We start from the raw sequence: 21,771 nt of genomic DNA, 5'->3' as shown, positions 1-21,771 counted from the left end.
GCTCGGCGTCCGTCGTATTGATCGGACGTCCGCCGTTCGGTGGGGGTTCACCCACGGTTCCGATACGCTTAGCTCCACCAATATCAGGAAATATGCATACCAGCAGACTCGGTGATCATGAAAGAATGCTCCGCTCGTGCTCTCAACGCGTCAAGGTGATGACACGTTGAAGATCTCGTGCGTCATCCTCACCATGGGCAACCGGGTCGCGGAGCTGAACCGGGCGGTCGATTCCGCGCTCAACCAGGTCGACGGCGACGTCGAGGTGGTGATCGTGGGCAACGGGGCCGACGTGCCCGAGGTGACGGCGACGCCACCCGAGGGCTCGGCCGCGATCGTGAAGACGGTCCGCCTGGAGCACAACACCGGCATCCCGGCCGGACGTAACCGGGGCGTCGAGGAGTGCTCGGGCGACGTCGTGCTGTTCCTCGACGACGACGGCTGGTACGCCAACCAGAAGGTCGTCGCCCACGTACGCGACCGCTTCGCCACCGAGCCCGATCTGGCCGTCATCTCCTTCCGCGTCATGGACCCGGAAGGCGGCGTCGGCCAGCGGCGCCACGTGCCGCGCCTGCGCGCAGGGGACCCGCAGCGCTCCTCGCCGGTCACCACGTTCCTGGGGGGCGCCTCGGCCATCCGGCGTTCCGCCTTCCTCCAGGTGGGCGGGCTGCCCGAGCGCTTCTTCTACGCGCACGAGGAGACCGACCTGGCCTGGCGGCTGCTCGGCGAGGGCTACCGGATCGAGTACGACGCCGAGACCGTCATGTACCACCCGCAGGTGCCGCCGACCCGCCACGCCGACTTCTACCGGCTCAACGCGCGCAACCGCGTGTGGCTCGCCCGGCGCAACCTGCCCTGGCCGCTGGCCGCCCTCTACCTGGTCAACTGGGTCGTGCTCACGCTGGTGCGCGAACGCTCCGGCACGGCACTGAAGGCGTGGTTCACCGGCTTCCTGGAGGGCCTGCGCACGCCGGCGGGCGAACGCCGCCCAATGGCGTGGAAGACCGCCTGGCGCATGGTGAAGCTGGGCCGCCCGCCCATCGTCTAGAGATCCACCGCGGCTCCGAAGGACATGCTCGCCCGCTCCACCGTCGTGCTCAGCAGCGCCCGTTTCGGCAGGCCCAGCTCGCTCAGCTCCTTGGCGATCGGGTGGTTGCCCAGCCTGACCAGGGCGCCTCCCGGCCGCAGCCGAACGCCCTTCGCCGACATCTCTGCGGGGATCTTCCTCGTGACGCCGTCGCGGTGGGTGTAGGCGGTCAGGGGTACGGCCGGCCTCGGCACCGGGAAACCCGGCTTCAGCAGCAGGTCGATGACCAGGCGGCCGTCCTTGCGGACGATGCAGCGCTTGTAGGGGGAGGACAACCTCAGGTCGATCTCGGCCAGCTCCTTGGGAAATCCCCACATCGAACGGCCGGCCTCCATGGTGAACGACTGGTCCACGGGTAGCCAGTGGATGAACGCCGCGGCGTTCCGCAGATCGGACAGGCCCGCTGTGCCCGCCGTACCCGGTTGACGGACCAGGAACGCCACCCCGAACTCGTGGTAGGTGTCCAGGTCGCCGTCACGGTAGTCGACGAAGATCAGCGTGCAGACGGCCTTGCCGGGGAAGACCTCGGCCACGTCCAGTCCCGAGTAGGCGATCACCGCTCGGGCGGCGTCGGCGCGTACCGGGTACATCGTGCTGCAGACCGTCGCGTCTCTCACCCGGACGGGCAGACTCACCGTTCGGCCCTGGATCAGATGCGATGCCATGCCTCCAGTACATCAACCACGAAGCGATGTGACCATTCCTGTCCGGATCCCGTCTGGTCTGATGTGACTGTCCAAGGAATGCGGAGGCCATCATCATCGAGGAGCTCTATCGCGAGCACTGGCCGCTCGTGTGCGGGTTCCTGCTGCGCCGGACCCGCGACCCCCACCTGGCCGAGGACCTCGCCCAGGAGACCTTCGTCAAGGCCACCCGGGCGATGCTCGGCTGGCGCGGAGAGAACCCGGCGGCCTGGCTGCTGGCCATCGCCCGCAACGTCCTGCTCGACCACGTGCGCCGCAGGCGGGTCGAGCTGGCCTTACCCGACCCGGACGAGCTCGGCGTCCCCTCCATGGGGGTCGACGCCCTGGAGGTACGCGACGCCCTCGACCGCCTTCCGCCCCAGCACAGGAGGCTGCTGGAGCTGGTCTACCTGGAGGGCTTCTCCATGGTCGAGGTGGCGGCGATGACCGGCAAGAAGCACAACACGATCAAGACAGCGCTATGGCGGGCCCGCGCGGCCTTCGCCGAGACCTACGGAGCCCCCGGATGAGCGAGCTGGACCTGCCCGACTTCGACCCCAAGGCCACCAGGAAGGCGGTACGGCGCGGGCTGGTCAAGACGGCCTCGCTCGTGCTGGCCGGGCTGCTCGCGCTGGTGCTGGTGCTGGTGCTGGCGCCGATCCTGGTGCAGAAGGGCAGCGGGCGGACGGACCGTATCCACGACGTGTTCGGGACGGCGTTCAAGATGTACAACCCGTCCTATCGGATCGTGCTCGGCGAATGCTGCGACACCACCCCCTGGTCGGCGAGCCTGCCGCTCACGGCCGGTCAGCTCAGGGCCTACGGCGGGTTCTACGGCAATGCGGAGGTGCCCTACGAGATCACCACGAACCTCTTCGGCGGGCTGCGGCACCTGCCCCTGGGCAACGACGCCAACACCGCGGTGGCCACCGCGCTGAGCAGGGTCGGGCACAAGTCTCCCCTCGACAAGGACGAAGCCCGCAAGATCCTCGCCGAGCTGCCGAAGGGCATGAACGTCCTGGCCATGGTGGAGTTCAACCAGCCCGCGACGGCCGAGCAGCTGGTCGCGTTCGGCAAGACCTACCACGCCTGCCCCGAGACGATCGTCTACGAGGCCAGGCCCGGATCCGTGCCGATCACGTTCGGGTCGGGCACGTGGGATCGCACGCCGGTCAGGGGGACGTCGGGCTGGTGTTACGAGAACCCGACCGGGATCCTGGCGGAGTTCCGCTCCTGGGACAAGATCCTCCAGGATTCCGACGCGGCTGACCTGCGCGCCTTCGATCTCACCCTCGACCGCGTCCGCAAGGCCGCCAAGGACGGGCTCGCCTACGCCTACCTCGACGAGGGCGTGCCGGTCGAACGCCTGCGCAAGCTGCTGGAGGACCCGCGGGTGCGCGCGGTGGGCCTCATCGACGCGACCTTCGACCTCGCCCGCTTCTAGACCGCCAGTGAGTGCGCCACCCCTGCCAGCGACTCCATGCGGGCCACGAAGGCCGGGGCGTGGTCGGGCCAGTGGTGGTGCAGGCGGGCGTAGGTGTGGCCGCGGGCGCCCATGTTGGCCCTGCGGTCGGGGTCTTCCTTGAGGTCGAGTACGGCATGCCGTACCGAGTCCACGTCAAAAGGGACGACGAGCCCGCAGCGAGCGGTCTGCACCAGCGTGCCCGACTGAGGAGTGGTGATGACGGGCACGCCACGCCCCATGTAGTCGAGCACCTTGGTCGGTACGCCCGTGACGTCGGCGGGCGCCAGGGAGATGCCGGCCAAGGCGCCCTCGACCATGCGCAGCGCGTGGCGGTTGGGCACATGGCCGAACCAGTCGAGCAGGCCGACCCGCTGGGCGTCGCGCAGCAACACCCGCGACTCGCGGTCGGCCTGGCCGATGAGATCGAGGCGGATGCCGTGCGGCACCAGCCGTTCGGCGAGCGCGATGAGCTCGGCGGCGCCGCGCTCGGCCGTCAGGCGACCGAGGTGGACCACCCTGGTGTCGCCGGGAGGGGGAGGGGCGGGCGACACCAGAGTGGCCTCTGGCACCACGGATGGCGAGATCACGTGGTGGCGGCGCTCCGCGCGTGCGGCACGCCGGGAGTCGGCCGGTTCGCGTACGTCCCAGACCACCGGCGGATGCCGGTAGGGCAGGGCGCGCAGCAGGTCGGCGTCATGCACGAGCAGCAGGTCCGCGCCCCTGACGCCGCGGCGCAGGGCGGCCCGCGCCCTGCCGTGCCCGGCGCCGCGCGGTACGTCGATCGCGGTGATGGGCAGCGGTGGTGTCACGTTGAAGTAGGTGAACGGCGCCACGTACGTGATGTCGTGGTCCGCATCGAGGAGTGCGCGGATCTGCCGATGCATGATCCTGGCATCCTCGGGATGATGGTCAATCGTCGCGACACATACCCGCATGTCTTGATGCTGAGGTTTGCCCGGGTCAGTCAGGTGAAGGGCGGTGGAACTGACGATTAACTTCCGGAGGGACGGCGGTATAGCCAGGTCAAGCGTGGCTCAAGGACCCACTTGAAGACCGTGCGCGTCTCGGGCAGGCACAGGACGATGGCCAGGGCGAACGCGCTGGAGGCGATCGCGAGCACGCCCAGCGGGCCCTGCAGCCAGGGCAGGTCGAGCCAGCCCTGGTCCTTGGCGATCAGCACCGGGATGCCGTGGAGCAGATAGGCGTACAGCGTGCGGGTGCCGAGGTCGGAGTACCAGGTCTCGCCGCGCGGGACCAGCGACAGCACGGCGAAGCACATCGCCAGCGAGCAGGCCAGCAAACCGGTGCGCACGCCGAGGCCCATCCACCACGACAGGTCCATGTCCTGGTAGCTGTGCTTGAAGTAGAACGGCTTGAGCGTGGGGTCGAAGCGGGCCACCAGGATCGCGCTGGCCGCGGCGCCGACCAGCGTGACCGCCGAGACGATCTTGATCCACCTGCGGTTGAGCAGCTCGAAGTGCTCGGGCTGCATGACCAGGCCGATCACGAAGAAGGGCAGCAGGCCGAAGAAGCGGTCCATGCTGAAGTCGCCGCTGATCTGCGAGAACCCGGCGAACAGGTAGATCGCGATGGCGACCGGGATGGGGAACTTCATCCGCTTCCACACCGGCGTCGACAGCCGCCAGAACAGCAGCGCCAGCAGGTACCAGTTGAGCCACGCCGGATCGATGATCGTCAGGCTCCACTTCTGCCCGACGGCGGTGCGGAGCACGGCGTAGCCGACCTCGACGATCACGTACGGGATGACGAACGTGTCGACGAGCTTGTTGGTCTTGGCGTTGGAGTTCCAGAAGTTACGCGACAGGTAACCGCTGATCAGCACGAACAGCGGCATGTGGAACATGTAGATGAAGATGTACAGCGACCGCGAGGAGTCGGTGTTGAGCGTCGGCACCAGCGAGTGGCCGACGACCACCAGCGCGATGAGCACGAACTTGACGTTGTCGAGATAAGGGTCGCGCTTCTTGGCCGGCGGCGGCGCCGGATCCGGCTCGTCCTTCTCCTGCCCCCAGAAACCCGCGTCCTGCCCCGGCAGCGGCCACCGGTTCTTGGCGTCGGTGCTGTCCTGCTGCTCGATGGTGGTGGCAGGGACGGTGGACCGGGTGTCAGTCACGTGGCAGACGCTCAGTTCGTTCGGGGTCGGGGGAACGCGACCGTCTGTCTCGACTGACGCCTGGACGACGTCGTACGAGCGCAGTCGCCGACCTCACAACACTAGCGCCGCGGGACACTCCTGTCTCCGAAGGAGCGCCAAGAAACCCCGTATCCACAGGGAACTTGGAGGTTAGGTGCACACGTTGGACTGGTTTGCACTCACAGTGTTCTGCTTGACGTCTTCGGATACCTTCGTCACCTTTACGCCCTTCCAGTCGTCGCCGACGATCAGCTGGATCACCGGCGGTTTCGTGCCGCCGACGGGTTCCGCGGGCGGGACGGTGGAGGTGTAGGGCTCGGTGGTCAGCGGCTTCACGCCGCCCTTGGCCGGGGTGACGGCCGGTGAGGTCGCCTTGCCCACGACGCCGGCGTAGTCCTCGCCGTTGGTGGCCTTCTTGCCGTAGCGCAGCTCGGTCTTGGCGACGCTGCCGGTCGCGGGCTTGTAGTTGCCCAGGCTGACGACCCGGAAGCCCTCCTTGGTGAGCTGGTCGGCGACTTCCCTGGCCTTGCCCTGGGTGGCGGTGCCGTTGAGGACCTGGACCTCGACCTGCTCGGGTTTGACCGTGATCTTCGGCTTGGCCGAACCGGTGGGGGTGGGCTCGGGCACCGCGATGTCGACGTCGGTCTTGATCATGTTGAAGAGCTCGTTGGCGGCGGGCTGCTTCCAGACCACGCGGTTGGGGTCGGTGGGGTCGGCCCCCCACGGCACCGTGATGAACTTGACGTCGCCCGCGGTCATCTTCGCCGCGCTCTGCGCGATCTGGATGAGCTTCTCGGGGTCGTCGGCCAGGCCCGGGTCCATGGTGACCGACTGGCCGGCCGCCTTCACGAAGCTGGACAACTGAGGCACGTTCGTCAGCAGTTCGCTGCTGGTGGCCTTGGCGACGACCTTGCCGAGAAAGAGCTGCTGGCGGCGGATGCGCTGGATGTCGCTGCCGTCACCGTAGTTGCGCAGGCGGACGAAGCCGAGCGCCTTCTCGCCGTTGAGCTTGCTCTTGCCAGGCGGCAGCACGAGCTTGGACTTCTTGTCGTTGACGCCGCTCTTGAGGCAGATCTCGATGCCGCCCAGGGCGTCGACGATGTTCTTGAACCCGCTGAAGTCGACCTCGGCGAAGTGCTGGATGGGGATGCCGGTCAGCGTCTCCAGGGTGGTCATCGTGCAGGCGATGCCGCCGGAGTTGTAGGCCGCGTTGATCATGTCCCGGTGGGGCGGCATGATCGCGCCGGTGGTCTCGTTCTTGCACCGCGGGATGTCGACCATCGAGTCGCGCGGGAAGCTGATGAGCTTGGCGCCGTCGCGATTGGGCGAGATGTGCATCAGGATGATCGTGTCGGTGCGCTTGCCGGCGCCTCTGCGGGCGTCGAGCTGGCCGTAGCGGGCGTTGCCCTCGCCGTCGCGGGTGTCGGAGCCGACCAGGAGGATGTTGAGCGCGCCGGTGGAGTTGGCCGGGCGCGGGTTGAGGATCTGCTCGTTGACGTTCTTCTTGTTGATGGAGCCGAGCGCGTCGCGGTAGAGCGTGTAGCCGGTCAGCGAGCCGGCCACGACCACGCCGGTGAGCCCGATGCTGACCCAGGCCAGGACGCGCATCTTGTTGGGCCCGCCGCCGCTCTTGGCGCGGCGGCCGCGGGGCGGCTGGTCGTCGGGGGGCGGGGGTGGTGACGCCGCGCGACGCGGGCCGCGCATGCCGCCCGGATCGGTCTGAGCGTTCCTTCTGTCCTGGACGGACACACTCCGGTGGTCACTCATACGCCCCCCTCAGCTCCAACACGGCCCTCCTCTATTCGAAGAATTCGCCAGGCCGCATCCAGCTGGCTCGGTCGCACACTTGCGGCACGAGACTAGGTCACGCACGGCGTGCCAGGAGCCATGAATGACCGAATCGGTCGTGACCCCAGCGTGATGTTACAGGGCCAAAGCATACTCAGACCTGGACATTTCGTGGAATATCAGCGTGAAAGTCTTTACTGTTTCGGCAGGTCGGAGCGGCTGCGAAGGGCCAGGGCAAGACATGCCAGCGGTACGGCCGGCAGCACGTACCGGTAGTCGAATTCGGCCACCGCGGCCGGGACCACGAGCAGCGCCACCGCCGTTGACCAGGGCACGAGCCACTCCAGTTCCGGTCGGCGGCGGATTACGGACAGGGCTGGCGGCACGAGCAGCACCAGCAGCAGGAGGGTCCCCGGCAACCGCGCCACATCCTGGTAAGCCCGCAGCCACCCCGCGTACGGCTCCACCACCCGGGTCGCGATCGGCCCGCCCTCGTAGCGCTCGGCCAGCTCGGCGCCCAGCTGCGCCGCGTGCCTGCCGGGCGGGCCCGGCTCCCGCGACGGGAACTCGTAGTAGTCGTAGATCTCCTGGTCGGGGTAGACCGGGCGGCCCCAGGTGAACGTACGGGCCAGCTCAGAGGCGATCGAGGCGGCGTAGTCGAGCGGCTGCGAACGGATGGCCAGCAGGGCGAACCGCCCGGCCAGGGCGTCGTTGGCCCGCGAGAACGTGATGCCGGGCAGCCTGACCAGCGGGGTGTCCTGCGACCAGATGTACTCCTGCGAGGGCGGGCGGCGGTCCGGCGGGCGGGGGTCGCAGAGCACCCGCAGGTCGGGCGGCGGGTCCATCTTCTGGCAGTCGGCGAACGACTGCGCCCTGGCGTAGAGGAAGACGCCGTTGGCGCCGACCAGGCCGGCGCGGTCGTAGGTGGCGTAGAACCAGCCCATGTACGCCATGACCGGGACCAGGGCCGCGGCCAGCAACACGCCGGTCAGGGCGAGCCGCCCGCGGATCAGGAACCAGCAGGCCAGCAGCACGACCAGGGGCTGGCCGATCGTCCTGGTCAGGGTGGCGGCGGCCAGGAGAAGGCCGATGGCGGTCGCCGTGCGCCAGGTCATCCGGTCCCGGATCGCCAGCACGACGGCGGCGGTGACCAGGAACATGAACAGGGTGTCGGAGACCAGCAGATGTTCCAGCTCGATCTGGTACGCGTCCAGGAGGACCGGGGCCGTCGCCAGCGTCCTGATCCAGGGGCGGGCCCTCCGGGCGGCCAGGTAGATCATGGCCGCGACCGCGAGACCCATGAGGTGCTGAACCGCCGTGACGGCGGCGAAGCTGTGGAACGGTTCCAGGAGCTTGAGGAACATGGAGTACCCGGCCGGGCGTACCAGGTCGGGGCGGGGGCGGAAGACGGTGACGATGTAGGTGTAGGAGTCGGGGAACCACAGGGCCGGACGGAAGCCGAGCATCGCCAGCAGGCGCAGGACGGCTCCCGCGGCGAACAGGCCCACGAACCAGCGATGCCGCTTGGCGGCCCGGACGGCACGGCCGAGGACCGCCGCTCTTTCGATGCCGGGCTTCTCGGGTTGTTCGGGTTGTTCGGGTGCCGGGGCCGCCGCGCCGGGCCGGTCCTGTGCCTGGCGGGAGGCGTCGGGTCGCCGGTGCGCGGCTTCGGGTGTGTCCGGTGCCTCTTCGGTCGCGCCGGGCTGGTCCGGTGTCGCCTCCTTCAACGGCCCTCCCCTGTTCACCGCCGTCCGGCCGTACGCTACCGGCTTCCATGCGTTTCGCGATCTCAGGCGGGCGTGTTGCCGGCCCCGTTGGATACCCTCGCGATCAGCGATGGCACCCTCCTGGCTCCGGCCTGACGAGACGCGGAGGCCGTCGGCGGGCCGGGTGCTCGCCACGGCCTCGCTGCTGCCTGCTCTGGCGGTGGCGGCCTGGCTGCTGGCCGGGCTGCCGCTGCTGATGGCGGGGGTGTTCCGGCCGGTGTTCACGGTGGTGCTGGCGCTGCCGGTCATCGCGCTGCTGTGCTGGGCGGGGCTGCGGCGCCTGCCCGAGGCGGTGGAGGCCACCGGGCGGCAGACGGCCGGGGTGCTGGCGATCGCGGTGGGCTCCGGGGTCTTCAACGCGATCTTCCACAGCGAACAGCTCATCGTCCGCCGCGACCCGGCCACCTACGCGCAGTACACCACCTGGATCGCCGAGCACGGCTCGCTGCCCATCCCGTACCAGGAGCAGGCCTTCGGCGGCCCCGACCCGGCGCTCATCTTCGACAGCGTCGGCCTCTACGACTTCGGCGGGGCGGTGGTGCCGCAGTTCATGCCCGGCCCGCCCATGCTCTTCTCGGCGGCCGACTGGCTCGGCGGAATGCTGCTCGGGCCCCCGGTGCTGGGGGCGCTGGCGGTGCTCACGGTCGGCGGGGTGGCGGCCCGGCTGGCGGGCGGACGGTGGGCGCCGGTGGCGGCGCTGGCGTTCGCGGTGAGCATGCCGATCCTCTACACCTCGCGGACCACGTTCAGCGAGATCCCGTCACTGATTCTCCTGTTCGGCGGCCTCGCCCTGGCCCACGACGCCCTGACCCGCATCTGGACCCCCGTGATCGCCCGGCCCCACGGTGTCGCCCGGTCCCGCGAGGACACCCGGTCGCGCGGGGTTGGCCGGTCGCCCACGGCCGGCCGATCGCGCGGCTTCGGGGCGAGCGGCACAACGGGGCGCACCACGGCGACACACGTGCTCCCGCCCAGGCGGGACGACCCGGCCGTTCCCGGCAGCGTGGACGGCGAGACCGGCAGGACCCTCACGGGTGAAGAAGCCGCTTCCGTGCCCAGGACCGGCGCGGAGGGCGCCGAGAGCGCAGCGCACGAGCCCGTGACGGCAGTGGCGGGCGGGGAAGGGGCCGAGGCCGCCGGAGCCGGAGCCGTGGGCGGTGGTGGTAGCGCGGGCGGCGGTGGTAGCGCGGCGGCTGCTGAGAGCGCAGGCGGTGGTGGCACTGCGGCGAGTGGCACTGCGGCGGGTGGCGGTGCGGCGGGTGGCGGTGCGGCGGGTGAGGGGCGGGCTGGGGGTGGGGTAGGCGGGCCGGAGAATGGGGTTCGGAGGGTTGCCGGGCTGGCGGGGCTGGTGTTCGGGCTGGCCACGCTGGTGCGGATCGACGGGTTGCGGGACGTGCTGCCGGTGCTGGCGTTCGCGGGTCTGCTGGTCGCCATGAGCCGGTTCCGGCGGCCGGTCGGCGTGCTGGGGCTGCCGCTGCTGGGCGGGCTGGCGGTCGGGGTCGGGCTGGGGTTTCTGGCGGCCTACACGTTCGCGCGGCCGTATCTGGCCTATCTGTCCCGTTCGGTGGTGCCGCTGCTGCTGATCTGCGGCGTCGTCCTGGTTCTGACGCTTGTGGGTACGGCCGTCGCCCCCCGCCTGGCCCGGATCCGGCTGCCCCGGCGGCTGCCCGAGATCGGCGCGGCGCTGGTGGCGCTGGTGATGGTCGGCTTCGCGGTGCGGCCGTGGGTCCAGACGGTGCACCGGCAGCCGGTGAGCGGGGACGACGTGCGGACGGCGCGGTTCATCGAGGAGACGCAGAAGGCCAACGGCCTGCCGGTCGACGGGACGCGGCTGTACTTCGACGAGTCGCTGTACTGGGTGATCTGGTACGTGGGCGTCCCGGTCGTGGTGCTGGCCACGGTGGCGGCCGCCGTTCTGGTGCGCAGGCTGCTGCGCGACGCCGCCGCGTTCGAGTGGCTGCTGCCGCTGGCCGTCATCGGCTGGACCACCGTGACCACGCTGCTGCGTCCCGAGATCACGCCGGACCAGCCGTGGGCCGCGCGCCGCCTGGTCCCGGTGGTGATACCGGGGTTGGTCGTGCTGGCGGTGTGGGGGCTCGACTGGGTCCGCGACAAGACCCGCAGGCTGGGGTACGGCTCGCGGGTCCAGGCCTGGACGGCGGGCGTCGGGACGGTCCTCATCCTGGTCCCGCCGGTCATCACGTCCATCGGCACCGCGTTCACCCCGATCGAGCGGGGCGAGCGGGCGGCCGTCGAGGCGATGTGCCGGGCGATCCCGCGCGACGCCTCCGTCCTGATCATCGAGCGGGTGACGGCCGACCGCTTCACCCAGGTGGTGCGGGGCATGTGCGGCCTCCCGTCCGCCGAGGTGCGCCGGGAGCCGGGTTCGGACACGGCCAGGAAGGAGGACGTCGACCGCCTGATCGCCGGGGTGGAACGGGCGGGCCGTACCCCTGTGATCCTCGCGGCGAGCGCGGACCAGGTGCGGTTCTACGGTCCGTTCGAGCAGGTCATGGCCCTGGCCACCCGCCAGGACGAACGCTCGCTGACCGAACCGCCCAACGGCACCTGGAGCCTGCGGATCAACGTCTGGATGTCCCACCCCAAAAACCCCATTTGACCTAGATCGTGGGTGATCGCGATTATGTGTCGCCATGAGGCGTACGTGGGTGGTCGCGGCGTTAACGACGGCGCTGGCGACCAGTGGAATGGGCTCGGCTGCGGCCGACACTCCAGCGGACAGCACGCTGGGCGAGACCTCGCTGAACGAGGCTCAGGAGAACAGGGACGCCGAGCCGGGCGCCGGCGACGTGAGCGTCGAGCCCGGGAGCGGCGCGGACGGGGTGGTCGCGGTCGCGGTCTCGCCGCTTCCGACCCCCAAGGCCGCCTGGCCGACGACGGGCCGCCTGACGGTCTACCTGTGCTCCAAGGCCAGCCTTCAGAAGAAGTGCGACGGCCGCGGTCCGGGTGACGAGCAGAAGCGGAAGATCGAGCGGCTGCTGAAGCGGCTGTCCGGGCTGTCCGGCGTGCGGTACGTCTCCGAGGACGAGGCCTACCGCAACGCCCGCGAGGACGGCCTGCGGGTGCGCAAGGGCGCGATCCCGGCTTCCTTCCGGGCGGAGGTCAAGGTCCCGAACGTGAACCTGGGCCCCAAGCTGGAGAAGCTGCCCGGGATCACCACGGCCAGGGTCTGGCGGACGGACTTCTGGGCCGGGAGGGCGCAGGCGAAGGTCGAGCTCTGCGGTCCGGCCAACTGCCCGGGGCGTGGCGCGATCACCGATCATGAGCGGGACGCGGTCTTCGAGGCGCTGCGCACCCTGCAGGGTGTGAAGAAGGTCTACCTGGAGTCGCGCCGGCACGCGGTCGACAACTGGCGTCGCGTCACCCACGAGAACAGGACGCCCGCCGTGGGCGAGTACTTCCATCTCGTGCTGACGGACTCGTCGGTGTTCGAGCAGATTCGGCCTGCTCTGCGGGGTCTTCCGGGGGTGGATCAGGTTTCCCGGCATCGCTGATGTGGACGCCGCGTTCCGCTGGGCAGAGTAACCTCGACCGACGTGAGCACGCCTGAGACCCCCCAGAGTGGACCCGCCGTGGAAGAAGCGCCGTACGTCACGATCGTCCTGCCCTGCTACAACGAGCAGGATCATGTCATCGACGAGGTCGAGCGAATCACCGAGGCGATGGACTCCAGCGGCTACACCTACGAGCTCGTGGCCGTCGACGACTGCTCGACGGACGCGACGCTGGCGAAGCTTCAGGAGGCCGCCCCGCGATTCCCGAACATGCGGATCCGGGCGTTCCACCGCAACGGGGGATCGGGCACCGTACGCAGGATCGGCACCCAGGAGGCGCGCGGCGAGATCGTCGTGTGGACCGACGCCGACATGACCTACCCGAACGAGCGCATCCCCGACCTGGTCCAGATCCTGGAGAAGGACCTGACGATCGACCAGGTCGTGGGCGCGCGCACGTCGGAGGAGGGCTCGCACAAGCTGCTGCGGGTGCCGGCCAAGTGGGTGATCAGGAAGGTCGCCGAGAAGCTCGCCGGCCAGAAGATCCCGGATCTCAACTCCGGCCTGCGGGCCTTCCGCAAGTCGGTGGCGCGGCCGTACCTGCGGCTGCTGCCTCCCGGATTCTCGTGTGTCACGACGATCACGCTGTCGTTCCTGTCGAACCAGCACGACGTCTACTACCTGCCGATCGGCTACGCCAAGCGGGCGGGCAAGTCGAAGTTCAGCTTCGTCTCCGACGCCTACCGCTACATCCTGCAGGTCCTGCGGATGATCATGTATTTCAACCCGCTGAAGGTCCTGATGCCGCCGGCGTTGTGGCTGGTGGGCATCGGGTTCGTCAAGGGTGTGTGGGACATGGTCCAGCATCCCTTCTACTTCCCGGCCAACACCGTGATGATCTTCCTGTCGGGCATGCTGATCGGCGCCGTCGCGCTGCTGGCCGACCTGATCGTGCGGAGCAGGGGAGAGTAGGTGCGGATCGCGATCGTCGGCCCGACGTACCCGTACAAGGGCGGCGGGGCGCAGCACACCACCGAACTGGCGCACCGGCTGAGCGCGCTGGGGCATGACGTGGTGATCGAGTCGTGGAAGGCCCAGTATCCGGGCTTTCTCTACCCCGGCCAGCAGACGATCTCGGCTCCTGAGGGCCGGCCGTACCCGAAGACGCTGCGCAGGCTCGACTGGCGGCGGCCGGACGGGTGGGTGGCGTGCGGGCGGCGGTTGCGCGGCGCCGACCTGGTGGTCTTCGCGGTACTCAGTCCCGTGCAGGTGCCTGCATATCTGGGGATTTTGTACGGCATGGCGGGCAGGACCACGGCGGTAGCGCTGTGCCACAACGTGTTGCCGCACGAGCGCAAGCCGTATGACAGGCCGCTGATGAAGGCGCTGCTCAAGCGGGTCGACAGGGTGCTCACCCACTCGGAGCAGCAGGCGGCGCTGGCCGCGGAGCTCACGGCCAAGCCGGTCCGGGTGGCCGCGATGGCGCCCCACCTTCCCTCGAAAAATGCCGAAAAATCGGGGCAAGTCCACAACAACCTGCTCTTCTTTGGGATCGTCCGGCCGTACAAGGGGCTGGATCTGCTGCTCAGGGCGCTGCCGGACGGGGTCGGGCTGACCGTCGCCGGGGAGTTCTGGGGCGGGCTGGAGGAGACCGAGCGGCTCGTCGCGGAGCTGGGCATCGGCGACCGGGTGGAACTGCGGCCCGGGTACGTGGCCGCCGACGACGTGCCGGAGCTCTTCGCCCGCGCCGACGCCCTGGTCCTGCCCTACCGCAACGCCACCGCCAGCCAGAACGTGTGGCTCGGCCACGAGCACGGCGTCCCGGTGATCGCCACCCGGGTGGGCGCGCTCGCCGACCACATCACCGACGGCGTGGACGGCCTGCTGGTCGAGCCGGAGGACGTCGAAGGGCTCAGGAAGGCGATCGAGCGGCTCTACGCCGACCCGGTCGGGTTGCGCTCCGGGGTCAAGTCGGTGGACCCGGAGCCGTTCTGGTCGGCGTACGCGGCGGCCTTGCTGGAATCCTGACGGCCCAGCAGGAAGGCGACTCCGGCCGCGGTGGCGTCGGCCAGCGTGAAGGCCACGCGCGACAGCAGCGCCACCGCGAAGGCCGCGCCCGTGCCGATCAGCGGGGTGAACACCAGCACCAGCGCGCCCTCGCGCACCCCCACCCCGGCCGGCACCACGAACGTCAGCAGCCCGGTCGCCCAGGCGAAGGCGTAGGCGCCGGTCGCCAGTACGTAGAGGTCCCACCGGCCGGCCAGCAGCATGGTGTGCACGCCGTAGATCAGCCAGCCGAGCGCCGTCCACGCCACGGCCACCAGCACGGTACGGCCCGGCAGCACGCTCTCCAGCGGCTCCTTGCGCGCCAAACGCAACGCCAGGTTGAGCCCCCAGGTCAGCACCTTGGGATGCAGGCAGACGACGATGACCGGGACGATCAGCAGCAGGTACCAGGCCTTGCGCAGCGCCTCGTGCGTGGCCAGCGTGGCCGCGGCGATCGTCAGCGCCACCCCGAGGTTGATCACCAGCGCGAGCGAGATGCACGCGAACGTACGCCGCGGCGGGCTGCCGTGGTCGCGCCCGAGATCCATCATGGCCGCGTAGGCCCAGACCGAGCCCGGGATGTACTTGCCCAGCTGGCCCACGAACATGATCCGCCCGCTGACCCGCAACGACAGCGGCGAGCCCAGCCCGGCCAGCACCTCCCGCCAGGCCACCAGCATGCAGAACTGCCCGGCCAGGACCGCGGCGAACGCCCCCGCCAGCGCCCAGGGCGACAGGCCGGACAGCGCGGCCGTGGTCTCACCCCAGTTCTTGGCCAGGCCGTACCCGAGAAATCCGAGCGCGACCAGCGCGAGCAGGACACGCAGCAGGCGGCGGAGCATTCGCCAAATCTACGCGCGGTTGGCGATGATTAGCCAGACGACGAGGCCGACGAGCGCGGCGGCCGCCAGCGCGGTAAGGGTGATTTTGACCCAGCTGTAGGGGCGCTGACCCTGAACCTCCCCGGTGACGCCGTTGATGAGCACCTGGTAGGTCTTGCCGCCGAACAGGTAGCAGCCGATCCACACGGGCAGCAGCAGGAGCTTGAACCTGACATCGCTGTACGTCGTGTCGACCGTGCTCACGCGCTGCTCGTCGCCGCCGATGTCCCGGCGGCAGTCCTGCTCGATGACCTCGGCCATTTCCCGCTTGGCTGTCTCGATGCCCTGCTCCGGCTCGACCTCGTAGCGCAGGGTGTGGTGGCCGGAGATGTAGGCGGGCTCGAAGGGGAGGGCCTGGCCGGTGGGCCACGGCTCCAGCTCGGCCAGCTGTTCGGGGGTGACCCGGTGGGTGGCGGGCACGAGCACGTCGTCGAAGTGGCGCGAGACCGTGCCGGAGGCCGGCCACCAGCGGGTCTTGCGCACCCGGCGGGTCTTGGTCTGGCCGTTCTCCGTGTAGGTCTGGGTGACGTAGTAGTGCTCGCCGCGCGAGCCGGTGTAGTCGGACGTGGTGCCGGAGTCGAAGGTCCAGTGCGGGACGTACGTGGACTTCATCGACTCCGCCTCGCTGACCTTCTTGAGGCGGTTCGGGGCGAACCAGCGGGACTTCACCCAGCCGCGCAGGGCCGCGCGCGAGCCGTTCTTGTCCAGCGCGAACGGGACCACGGCCTCGGGCGCGATCTGGCCGCCCGCCGAGGTGTCCGCGACCAGCGCGGCGCCGCAGAACTGGCAGCTCTTCGACAGCGCGTCGCTCTCCGTGCGAGCGCCGCACCCGGGACAGGCGCTCTGGTGTACGGCTACCGCCGCCACCCGCGGCTTGGCCAGGAAGGCGGCGTAGTCGTGCTCGCGCACGGCCCGTTCCGGGGCGGCGATGCGCTGCTCGAAGCCGCAGTACGGGCAGCGCTGCACGCTGGTGCCGGGGGCGTAGGCGACGCTCGCGCCACAGCCCGAGCACGGATGGGTGGTCTGTGCGGGGGAGGACAAATCCGGAGCCTTTCTGCGGTTCAGGCGGGCGGCAGCGGTGGGGGCGTCTGGGCGAGCAGCCCGGCGAGTTCGGGGACGTCCCGGGCGGGCGACCACTGCGCCATCCCGGCCTTCCACACCAGCGTCTCCGGGGTGAGGCCGGAGAGCGCTTCCTGGTCGTAGGGGCCTTTGCGCTCGCCGCCGACGCCGACGTACCACTGCGCGGACGGCAGGGGCGGCGGTGCGGCGGGTGGCGGTGCGGTGGGTGGCGCGAAGGCCGAGGCGGCGGCCTGCTGGCCCGCCATCATGCCGACTCCGAGTCCCATGGCGCCGTTGGGGTTCTCCGCGGCGGCCTCCACCGCGTTGGCCGCCTGGAACTGGGCGTAACGTCCCAGGTCGCCGACGATGCCCATCTGGGTGCGCTTGTCCAGCGCCTGCTCGACCTCGGGCGGCAGCGAGATGTTCTCGATGCTGAAGTTCGGGATCGAGATGCCCACCCCGGCCAGGTCGGCGCTGAGCGCCTCTGCCAGGCGGCGGCCCATCTCGTGCTGTTTGGCGGCCAGGTCGAGCACGGGCATCCCGGCCGTGGCCAGCGCGGGCGCGAGCCGGCTGACGATCATCTGGCGGAGGTAGCCCTCGACCTCCTCGGTCCTGAACTGCTGGTCGGTCCCGGCCAGCTCGGTCAGCAGCTTCCTGGCGTCGATGACGCGGGCGGAGTAGGCGCCGAAGGCGCGCAGCCGGATGGGGCCGAACTCGGCGTCCCTGATCATGACGGGGTTCTGGGTGCCCCACTTGAAGTCGGCGAACAGGCGGGTGCCCACGAAGTACACCTCGGCCTTGAAGGGGGAGTGGAAGCCGTGCTTCCAGCCTTTGAGCGTGGACAGGATCGGCAGGTTCTGGGTTTCGAGGGTGTACGTGCCGGGCGGGAAGGCGTCGGCGATCTGGCCCTCGTTGACGAAGACCGCGACCTGCGACTCGCGCACGACCAGGCGCGCGCCCATCTTGATCTCGTTCTCGTAGCGGGGGAAACGCCAGACGATGGTGTCGCGGCTGTCGTCGAGCCATTCGACGATGTCGACGAACTCGCCCCGGATCTTGTCGAACACGCCCACATTTCCCCCAACGGTCGGAAATAACTGGCGGGCACGCTACCAAAGGGCGTTTGACAACTGGTTAACGCGCGAGCCCGGTACCCTTGGGCAGCATGGCCGGGAGTGAGCCCGGCGCACGGAGCGGAGTGAACGAGCGCCCGCGCGACGGTGGAGGAACGGCTAGCGACCCATGAGCAGGCAACAGCAGCTCGAATACTCCGAGTTCCAGGCGGCGATGCTCGACGAGGGCAAGCGCCGCCGCAAGGCCGCGAAGATCATCGCGGTGCTGGAGCACTTCCACGGGCCGCTGGCGGGCCTCACCGTGGGCGACGTGGGCTGTTCCGCCGGATTCATCGCCGACGAACTGGCCGACGCGGGCGCCAAGCACACGCTGGGCATCGACATCGACGTGCCCGGCCTGCGCAAGGCCGCCGACCGCTTCGGCGAGCGGGTGGCGTTCGTCTGCGGTGACGGCACGGCGCTGCCGTTCCCCGACCGCTCGGTGGACGTGCTGGTCTTCAACCACATCTACGAGCATGTGGTCGACCCCGACGCGGTCGTCGCCGAGATGCACCGGGTCCTGGCCGACGACGGCGTCCTCTACCTCGGCCTCGGCAACCGGCTCGGCATCATGGAACCGCACTACAAACTGCCGTTCCTGTCCTACCTGCCGCCGTCGCTCGCCGACCGCTACGTGCGCGCCTTCGGCCGCGCCGACCACTACTACGAGCGCTTCCGCACCCGGCGCGGGCTCAAGCGCATGCTGCGCGCCTTCCACGTCTGGGACTACACCTTTCCCGTGCTGGCCACGCCGACCCGCTTCGCCGGTGGGGAACTGTTCCCCGGCGTGCTGGGCAAGGTGGTGCGGGCCGTACTGGCGAAAACCCCCCGTGAGGTGCTCAAGCTGCTCCTCCCGGTCGTGCCGACCTACCTGTGGGTGGCCACCAAGACGCCGCGCCGCCCGCGCGGCGCCGCGCTCCCGCAGCCGCCGGAAAGAGTGCTTTGAGTACGGCGGAGCCGCGCACGGCACGCCGCTCCGTGGTGAAGAAGGTGGTCAGGTTCGGCTTCCTGGCCATCGCCCTGGGCTTCGGCACCTGGGCGGTCGCCTCCCAATGGGACGCCGTGGCCGCCGGGTTCGCGAAGCTGTCGTGGCCCATGGTGGCCGCCTCGCTGGTCGCGGTCGTCGCGGCGCTGCTGGGCGCGATGCTCACGTGGCGCACGCTCCTCGCCGACCTGGGATCGCCGCTGCCGTTCAGGTCCGCGGCCAAGGTCTTCTTCGTGGGCCAGCTCGGCAAGTACATCCCCGGCGCCGTCTGGCCGGTGATCGCGCAGATGGAGATGGGGCGCGACCTCGGTGTGCCCCGGTCGCGCAGCGCGGCGGCGTTCTTCCTGATGATGCCGATCCAGCTGGCCACCGGCCTGCTCGTCACGCTCGGCACCCTCGGCTGGGACCGCTATGGCTGGCTGCTGCTGGCCCTCCCGGTGATCCTCGTGCTGCTGGAGCCCAAGGTCGTCAACGCGGTGATCGGGTTCGGGCTGCGCAAGCTCAAGCGCGAACCGCTCGAACGCCCGCTCACCCGGCGCGGCATGCTGACCGCGCTCGGCTGGGCGCTGGCCGGGTGGGCCGCTTACGGCGTGCACCTGTACTTCGTCGCGCCGCAGACCGGGCTGGTCTTCGCGATCGGCGCGTTCGCGCTGTCGTGGTGCCTGGGCATCCTGACGTTCGTCGTGCCCGCGGGGGCGGGGGTGCGCGAGGTGGCCATGGTGGCGGTGCTGTCACCGGTCATGGACCGGGGCTCGGCGATCGCCGTGGCCCTTGTGTCGCGGATTGTCATCATTGTTGGTGACCTGATCTGCGCGGGTATCGCCGGATTCGTTGCGCGTCGCGACCGTGTGTGATTTGGACCACGCTTTTGGGGACGCTGGTCTTAGGCTGAACGAGAGAGGGGGACAACCGGTCCCACGTTGATCTTGAGGGGAGAAGATCTTCGTATGCCTCGTGTGCTTGTCGACGCCGCCGCGGTCCCCGCTGACCGCGGTGCGTTGATCCGATATGTAGACGGCCTCATCGGCGCCCTTCACCGGGCCGGGGCCGACCTCGCGGTGGTCTGCCAGCGTTCCGACGCGGAACGTTACGGCAGGCTGGCGCCCTCCGCGCGGATCCTGCCGGGACCCGTCGCCATCACCAACCGGGCCACCAGGCTCGCCTGGGAGCAGACCGGGGTACCTCTGCTCGCCCGGCAGGCCGGCGCCGACGTGATCCACGCGCCCTACTACTCCATCCCGCTGCGCTCCGGCCTGCCGACGGTGGTGACCGTCCACGACGTCACCTGGTTCACCGAACCCGACCAGCACGACACGGTCAAAGCGTCCTTCTTCCGCTCGGCCACCCGCACCGCCGTGCGACACGCCCGGCGGGTCATCGTGCCCTCCAAGGCCACCCGCGACGAACTCGTCCGCGTCCTGGCCGCCGACCCCACCCGCATCGACGTCGCCTACCACGGTGTCGACCAGGAGATCTTCCACCCGCCGACCGAAGAGGAGACCCGGCGCGCGGCCGAGCGGTGCGGACTGCACGACCAGCGCTACGTCGCCTTCCTCGGCGCGCTGGAACCGCGTAAGAACGTTCCCAACCTGATCCGCGGCTTCGCCATGGCCGTCAAGAGCCTGCCCGACCCGCCCGCGCTGGTGATCGGCGGCGGCGTGCACGAGGACGACGTCGACGCCGCCTGCCGCGAGGTCGAGGCCACGGTCAGGGTCATCCGCCCCGGCTATCTGCGCAGCCCCGACCTGCGCGGGTTCCTCGGCGGCGCGCTGGTGGTGGCCTTCCCGTCGAAGGGCGAGGGCTTCGGGCTCCCGGTGCTGGAAGCCATGGCCTGCGGTACTCCCGTGCTGACCACCCACAGCACCTCGCTGCCCGAAGTGGGCGGGGACGCGGTGGCGTACAGCGAGCCGGACGCCGACAGCATCGCCACGGCGCTCGGCCAGCTCCTGGCCTCCTCCGAACGACGGGCGCAGCTCCGTCGGGCCGGACTGGCGCGGGCCCGCGAGTTCACCTGGGACGCCTCGGCCGAGGCACATCTCAGCTCCTATCAACGGGCGGTCGAATAGTTGGATAACCTCGCGGAGTGATGGAGAGCTCTTTGCCAGGCCTCGAGGCGATCCTCCTGGTCGGGGGCCAGGGCACGCGCCTGCGCCCGCTGACACTGGGCACGCCCAAGCCGCTGCTGCCGACCGCCGGTGTGCCGTTCCTGGCGCACCAGCTCGCGCGCGCCCGCTCGTTCGGGGTGCGCCGCATCGTGTTCGCCACCTCCTACAAGGCGTCGATGTTCGAGCCGGTCTTCGGCGACGGCGCCGACTTCGGGCTCAAGCTGGAGTACATGACCGAGGAGACGCCCCTCGGCACCGGCGGCGCCATCCGCAACGCCGCGCAAGCCCTGACCGTCGCCTCCGACGCGCCCGTCCTCGTGCTCAACGGCGACATCCTGTCCGGTCACGACATCGGTGACCAGATACGCCGCCACGTGGACCGGCAGGCCGCCGTCACCCTCCATCTCACCGAGGTCGACGACCCGACCCGGTTCGGCTGCGTGCCCACCGACTCCTCGGGCCGGGTCACCGCCTTCCTGGAGAAGACCCCCAACCCGGTCACCAACCGCATCAACGCGGGCTGCTACGTGTTCACCCGGTCGGTGATCGACTCGATTCCCGCCGGGGAGGTCGTGTCCGTCGAACGGCAGACCTTCCCCGGGCTCATCGAGTCCGGCGAACTCGTGCTCGGATACGCCGACCGCACCTACTGGCTGGACGTCGGCACACCGGCGGCGCTCGTCCAGGGCTCGCGCGACCTCGTCCTCGGCAAGCTGGCCTCACCCGCGCTACCCGGCCCGACCGGCGAGCACCTGGCGTTGCCCGGCGCCCTCCTGTCGCCCGAGGCCAAGGCGGTGGGCGGCACCGTCGTGGGCGCCGGGGCCCGGGTCGAGGCGGGGGCCACGGTGACGGGCAGCATCCTGCTGGACGACTGCGTGGTCGGCGCCGGTGCCACGGTGACCGACTCGGTGGTGGGCGCGGGAGCCCGGATCGCCGCGGGCGCGGTGGTACGCGACGCGCTGATCGGCGACCGTGCGGTGGTGGGGGCGGGCAACGAACTGCAGGCCGGCATCCGGGTGTGGCCCGACATCCAACTCCCGGACTGCGCCGTCCGCTACTCCAGCGACGTCTAACCCAGGACACGCGGCGCTTCGCCGGCGGAAACGCCCGGAGCGCCCCGCGGG

Annotated in this window: 19 protein-coding genes; 11 read left to right on the top strand and 8 right to left on the bottom strand. The window is 70.0% G+C overall.

Features of this window, described 5'->3' with window-relative positions; all coding sequences use genetic code 11:
* The first annotated feature begins 166 nt into the window (after positions 1-166).
* On the top strand, positions 167-1,048 hold the full coding sequence (locus ACIBHY_RS38390) for a glycosyltransferase family 2 protein (RefSeq protein ID WP_397093842.1): 882 nt from the start codon (positions 167-169) through the stop codon (positions 1,046-1,048).
* Here the strand turns inward: ACIBHY_RS38390 and ACIBHY_RS38385 are convergent.
* On the bottom strand, positions 1,045-1,752 hold the full coding sequence (locus ACIBHY_RS38385; RefSeq protein WP_397252135.1) for an acetoacetate decarboxylase family protein: 708 nt from the start codon (positions 1,750-1,752) through the stop codon (positions 1,045-1,047). The genes ACIBHY_RS38390 and ACIBHY_RS38385 overlap by 4 nt on opposite strands.
* Positions 1,753-1,841: 89 nt before the next feature.
* Between ACIBHY_RS38385 and ACIBHY_RS38380 the strand changes: the two genes are divergently transcribed.
* Both ACIBHY_RS38380 and ACIBHY_RS38375 read left to right on the top strand, forming a co-directional pair.
* Complete coding sequence (locus ACIBHY_RS38380) at positions 1,842-2,300, top strand: RNA polymerase sigma factor (RefSeq protein ID WP_397252271.1); 459 nt, start codon at positions 1,842-1,844, stop codon at positions 2,298-2,300.
* Positions 2,297-3,214 (top strand): hypothetical protein, encoded by a 918-nt coding sequence (locus ACIBHY_RS38375; protein ID WP_397252134.1) that lies wholly within the window; start codon positions 2,297-2,299, stop codon positions 3,212-3,214. The genes ACIBHY_RS38380 and ACIBHY_RS38375 overlap by 4 nt, the downstream gene beginning before the upstream one ends.
* Here ACIBHY_RS38375 and ACIBHY_RS38370 read toward each other — a convergent pair.
* The 4 genes from ACIBHY_RS38370 to ACIBHY_RS38355 all read right to left on the bottom strand — a co-directional run bounded on the left by ACIBHY_RS38370 (position 3,211) and on the right by ACIBHY_RS38355 (position 8,905).
* Positions 3,211-4,119: a glycosyltransferase gene (locus ACIBHY_RS38370; RefSeq protein ID WP_397309269.1), complete on the bottom strand. Its 909-nt coding sequence runs from the start codon at positions 4,117-4,119 to the stop codon at positions 3,211-3,213. The two genes, ACIBHY_RS38375 and ACIBHY_RS38370, sit on opposite strands and share 4 nt — an antisense overlap.
* A 107-nt stretch (positions 4,120-4,226) precedes the next feature.
* A complete protein-coding gene (locus ACIBHY_RS38365) occupies positions 4,227-5,369 on the bottom strand; it encodes an acyltransferase family protein (protein ID WP_397309267.1) in 1,143 nt (380 codons plus the stop codon).
* Positions 5,370-5,540: 171 nt separating this feature from the next.
* Positions 5,541-7,157, bottom strand: a complete 1,617-nt coding sequence (locus tag ACIBHY_RS38360) for an LCP family protein (protein WP_397252131.1) — start codon at positions 7,155-7,157, stop codon at positions 5,541-5,543.
* Positions 7,158-7,372: 215 nt separating this feature from the next.
* Positions 7,373-8,905, bottom strand: a complete 1,533-nt coding sequence (locus ACIBHY_RS38355) for a hypothetical protein (RefSeq protein ID WP_397309266.1) — start codon at positions 8,903-8,905, stop codon at positions 7,373-7,375.
* Positions 8,906-9,014: 109 nt separating this feature from the next.
* Here ACIBHY_RS38355 and ACIBHY_RS38350 point away from each other — a divergent pair, with 109 nt between their 5' ends.
* From ACIBHY_RS38350 to ACIBHY_RS38335, 4 genes are read left to right on the top strand one after another with little or no spacing between them, the layout of a single operon-like run.
* A complete protein-coding gene (locus tag ACIBHY_RS38350) occupies positions 9,015-11,564 on the top strand; it encodes a hypothetical protein (RefSeq protein WP_397309265.1) in 2,550 nt (849 codons plus the stop codon).
* 34 nt (positions 11,565-11,598) lie between these two features.
* Entirely contained in the window at positions 11,599-12,459 is an 861-nt protein-coding gene (locus ACIBHY_RS38345; protein ID WP_397252128.1) for a hypothetical protein, read from the top strand.
* A 42-nt stretch (positions 12,460-12,501) separates the two neighbouring features.
* Positions 12,502-13,431 (top strand): glycosyltransferase family 2 protein, encoded by a 930-nt coding sequence (locus ACIBHY_RS38340; RefSeq protein ID WP_379609897.1) that lies wholly within the window; start codon positions 12,502-12,504, stop codon positions 13,429-13,431.
* Complete coding sequence (locus ACIBHY_RS38335; protein WP_397252127.1) at positions 13,432-14,487, top strand: glycosyltransferase family 4 protein; 1,056 nt, start codon at positions 13,432-13,434, stop codon at positions 14,485-14,487.
* Here ACIBHY_RS38335 and ACIBHY_RS38330 read toward each other — a convergent pair.
* Genes ACIBHY_RS38330 through ACIBHY_RS38320 form a run of 3 tightly spaced genes read right to left on the bottom strand, consistent with a single transcriptional unit; the run spans position 14,394 to position 17,512 of the window.
* Complete coding sequence (locus ACIBHY_RS38330) at positions 14,394-15,347, bottom strand: lysylphosphatidylglycerol synthase domain-containing protein (protein WP_397309264.1); 954 nt, start codon at positions 15,345-15,347, stop codon at positions 14,394-14,396. The two genes, ACIBHY_RS38335 and ACIBHY_RS38330, sit on opposite strands and share 94 nt — an antisense overlap.
* A 9-nt stretch (positions 15,348-15,356) precedes the next feature.
* On the bottom strand, positions 15,357-16,427 hold the full coding sequence (locus tag ACIBHY_RS38325; protein WP_397309263.1) for a hypothetical protein: 1,071 nt from the start codon (positions 16,425-16,427) through the stop codon (positions 15,357-15,359).
* 20 nt (positions 16,428-16,447) lie between these two features.
* Positions 16,448-17,512 carry an SPFH domain-containing protein gene (locus ACIBHY_RS38320; protein WP_397309262.1) on the bottom strand — a complete coding sequence of 355 codons (1,065 nt, stop codon included), beginning with the start codon at positions 17,510-17,512 and terminating at the stop codon, positions 16,448-16,450.
* Positions 17,513-17,687: 175 nt separating this feature from the next.
* On the opposite strand from ACIBHY_RS38320, the gene ACIBHY_RS38315 reads away from it, so the two are divergent.
* From ACIBHY_RS38315 to ACIBHY_RS38300, 4 genes are all read left to right on the top strand, one after another.
* On the top strand, positions 17,688-18,503 hold the full coding sequence (locus ACIBHY_RS38315) for a class I SAM-dependent methyltransferase (RefSeq protein ID WP_184957762.1): 816 nt from the start codon (positions 17,688-17,690) through the stop codon (positions 18,501-18,503).
* Complete coding sequence (locus tag ACIBHY_RS38310; RefSeq protein ID WP_397252123.1) at positions 18,500-19,396, top strand: YbhN family protein; 897 nt, start codon at positions 18,500-18,502, stop codon at positions 19,394-19,396. The genes ACIBHY_RS38315 and ACIBHY_RS38310 overlap by 4 nt, the downstream gene beginning before the upstream one ends.
* A 93-nt stretch (positions 19,397-19,489) precedes the next feature.
* The gene (locus tag ACIBHY_RS38305) at positions 19,490-20,608 is read left to right on the top strand and encodes a glycosyltransferase family 4 protein (RefSeq protein WP_397252122.1); all 1,119 of its coding nucleotides are present in this window, start codon (positions 19,490-19,492) and stop codon (positions 20,606-20,608) included.
* 20 nt (positions 20,609-20,628) lie between these two features.
* On the top strand, positions 20,629-21,720 hold the full coding sequence (locus ACIBHY_RS38300) for a sugar phosphate nucleotidyltransferase (protein WP_397252121.1): 1,092 nt from the start codon (positions 20,629-20,631) through the stop codon (positions 21,718-21,720).
* Positions 21,721-21,771: the final 51 nt, after the last annotated feature.

It is taken from the genome of Nonomuraea sp. NPDC050547 (genome assembly GCF_044457345.1).
Lineage (GTDB): Bacteria > Actinomycetota > Actinomycetes > Streptosporangiales > Streptosporangiaceae > Nonomuraea.
Note: the sequence above shows the minus strand (reverse complement) of the source record. Positions and strands in the feature narration are given on the sequence as shown.

What these genes read in the sequence shown, in the direction of transcription:
- ACIBHY_RS38370 (WP_397309269.1), bottom strand. Translation starts at nt 4,119, where the DNA reads ATGCATCGGCAGATCCGCGCACTCCTCGATGCGGACCACGACATCACG.
- ACIBHY_RS38305 (WP_397252122.1), top strand. Translation starts at nt 19,490, where the DNA reads ATGCCTCGTGTGCTTGTCGACGCCGCCGCGGTCCCCGCTGACCGCGGT.
- ACIBHY_RS38330 (WP_397309264.1), bottom strand. Translation starts at nt 15,347, where the DNA reads ATGCTCCGCCGCCTGCTGCGTGTCCTGCTCGCGCTGGTCGCGCTCGGA.
- ACIBHY_RS38375 (WP_397252134.1), top strand. Translation starts at nt 2,297, where the DNA reads ATGAGCGAGCTGGACCTGCCCGACTTCGACCCCAAGGCCACCAGGAAG.
- ACIBHY_RS38350 (WP_397309265.1), top strand. Translation starts at nt 9,015, where the DNA reads ATGGCACCCTCCTGGCTCCGGCCTGACGAGACGCGGAGGCCGTCGGCG.
- ACIBHY_RS38385 (WP_397252135.1), bottom strand. Translation starts at nt 1,752, where the DNA reads ATGGCATCGCATCTGATCCAGGGCCGAACGGTGAGTCTGCCCGTCCGG.
- ACIBHY_RS38300 (WP_397252121.1), top strand. Translation starts at nt 20,629, where the DNA reads ATGGAGAGCTCTTTGCCAGGCCTCGAGGCGATCCTCCTGGTCGGGGGC.
- ACIBHY_RS38315 (WP_184957762.1), top strand. Translation starts at nt 17,688, where the DNA reads ATGAGCAGGCAACAGCAGCTCGAATACTCCGAGTTCCAGGCGGCGATG.
- ACIBHY_RS38345 (WP_397252128.1), top strand. Translation starts at nt 11,599, where the DNA reads ATGAGGCGTACGTGGGTGGTCGCGGCGTTAACGACGGCGCTGGCGACC.
- ACIBHY_RS38360 (WP_397252131.1), bottom strand. Translation starts at nt 7,157, where the DNA reads ATGAGTGACCACCGGAGTGTGTCCGTCCAGGACAGAAGGAACGCTCAG.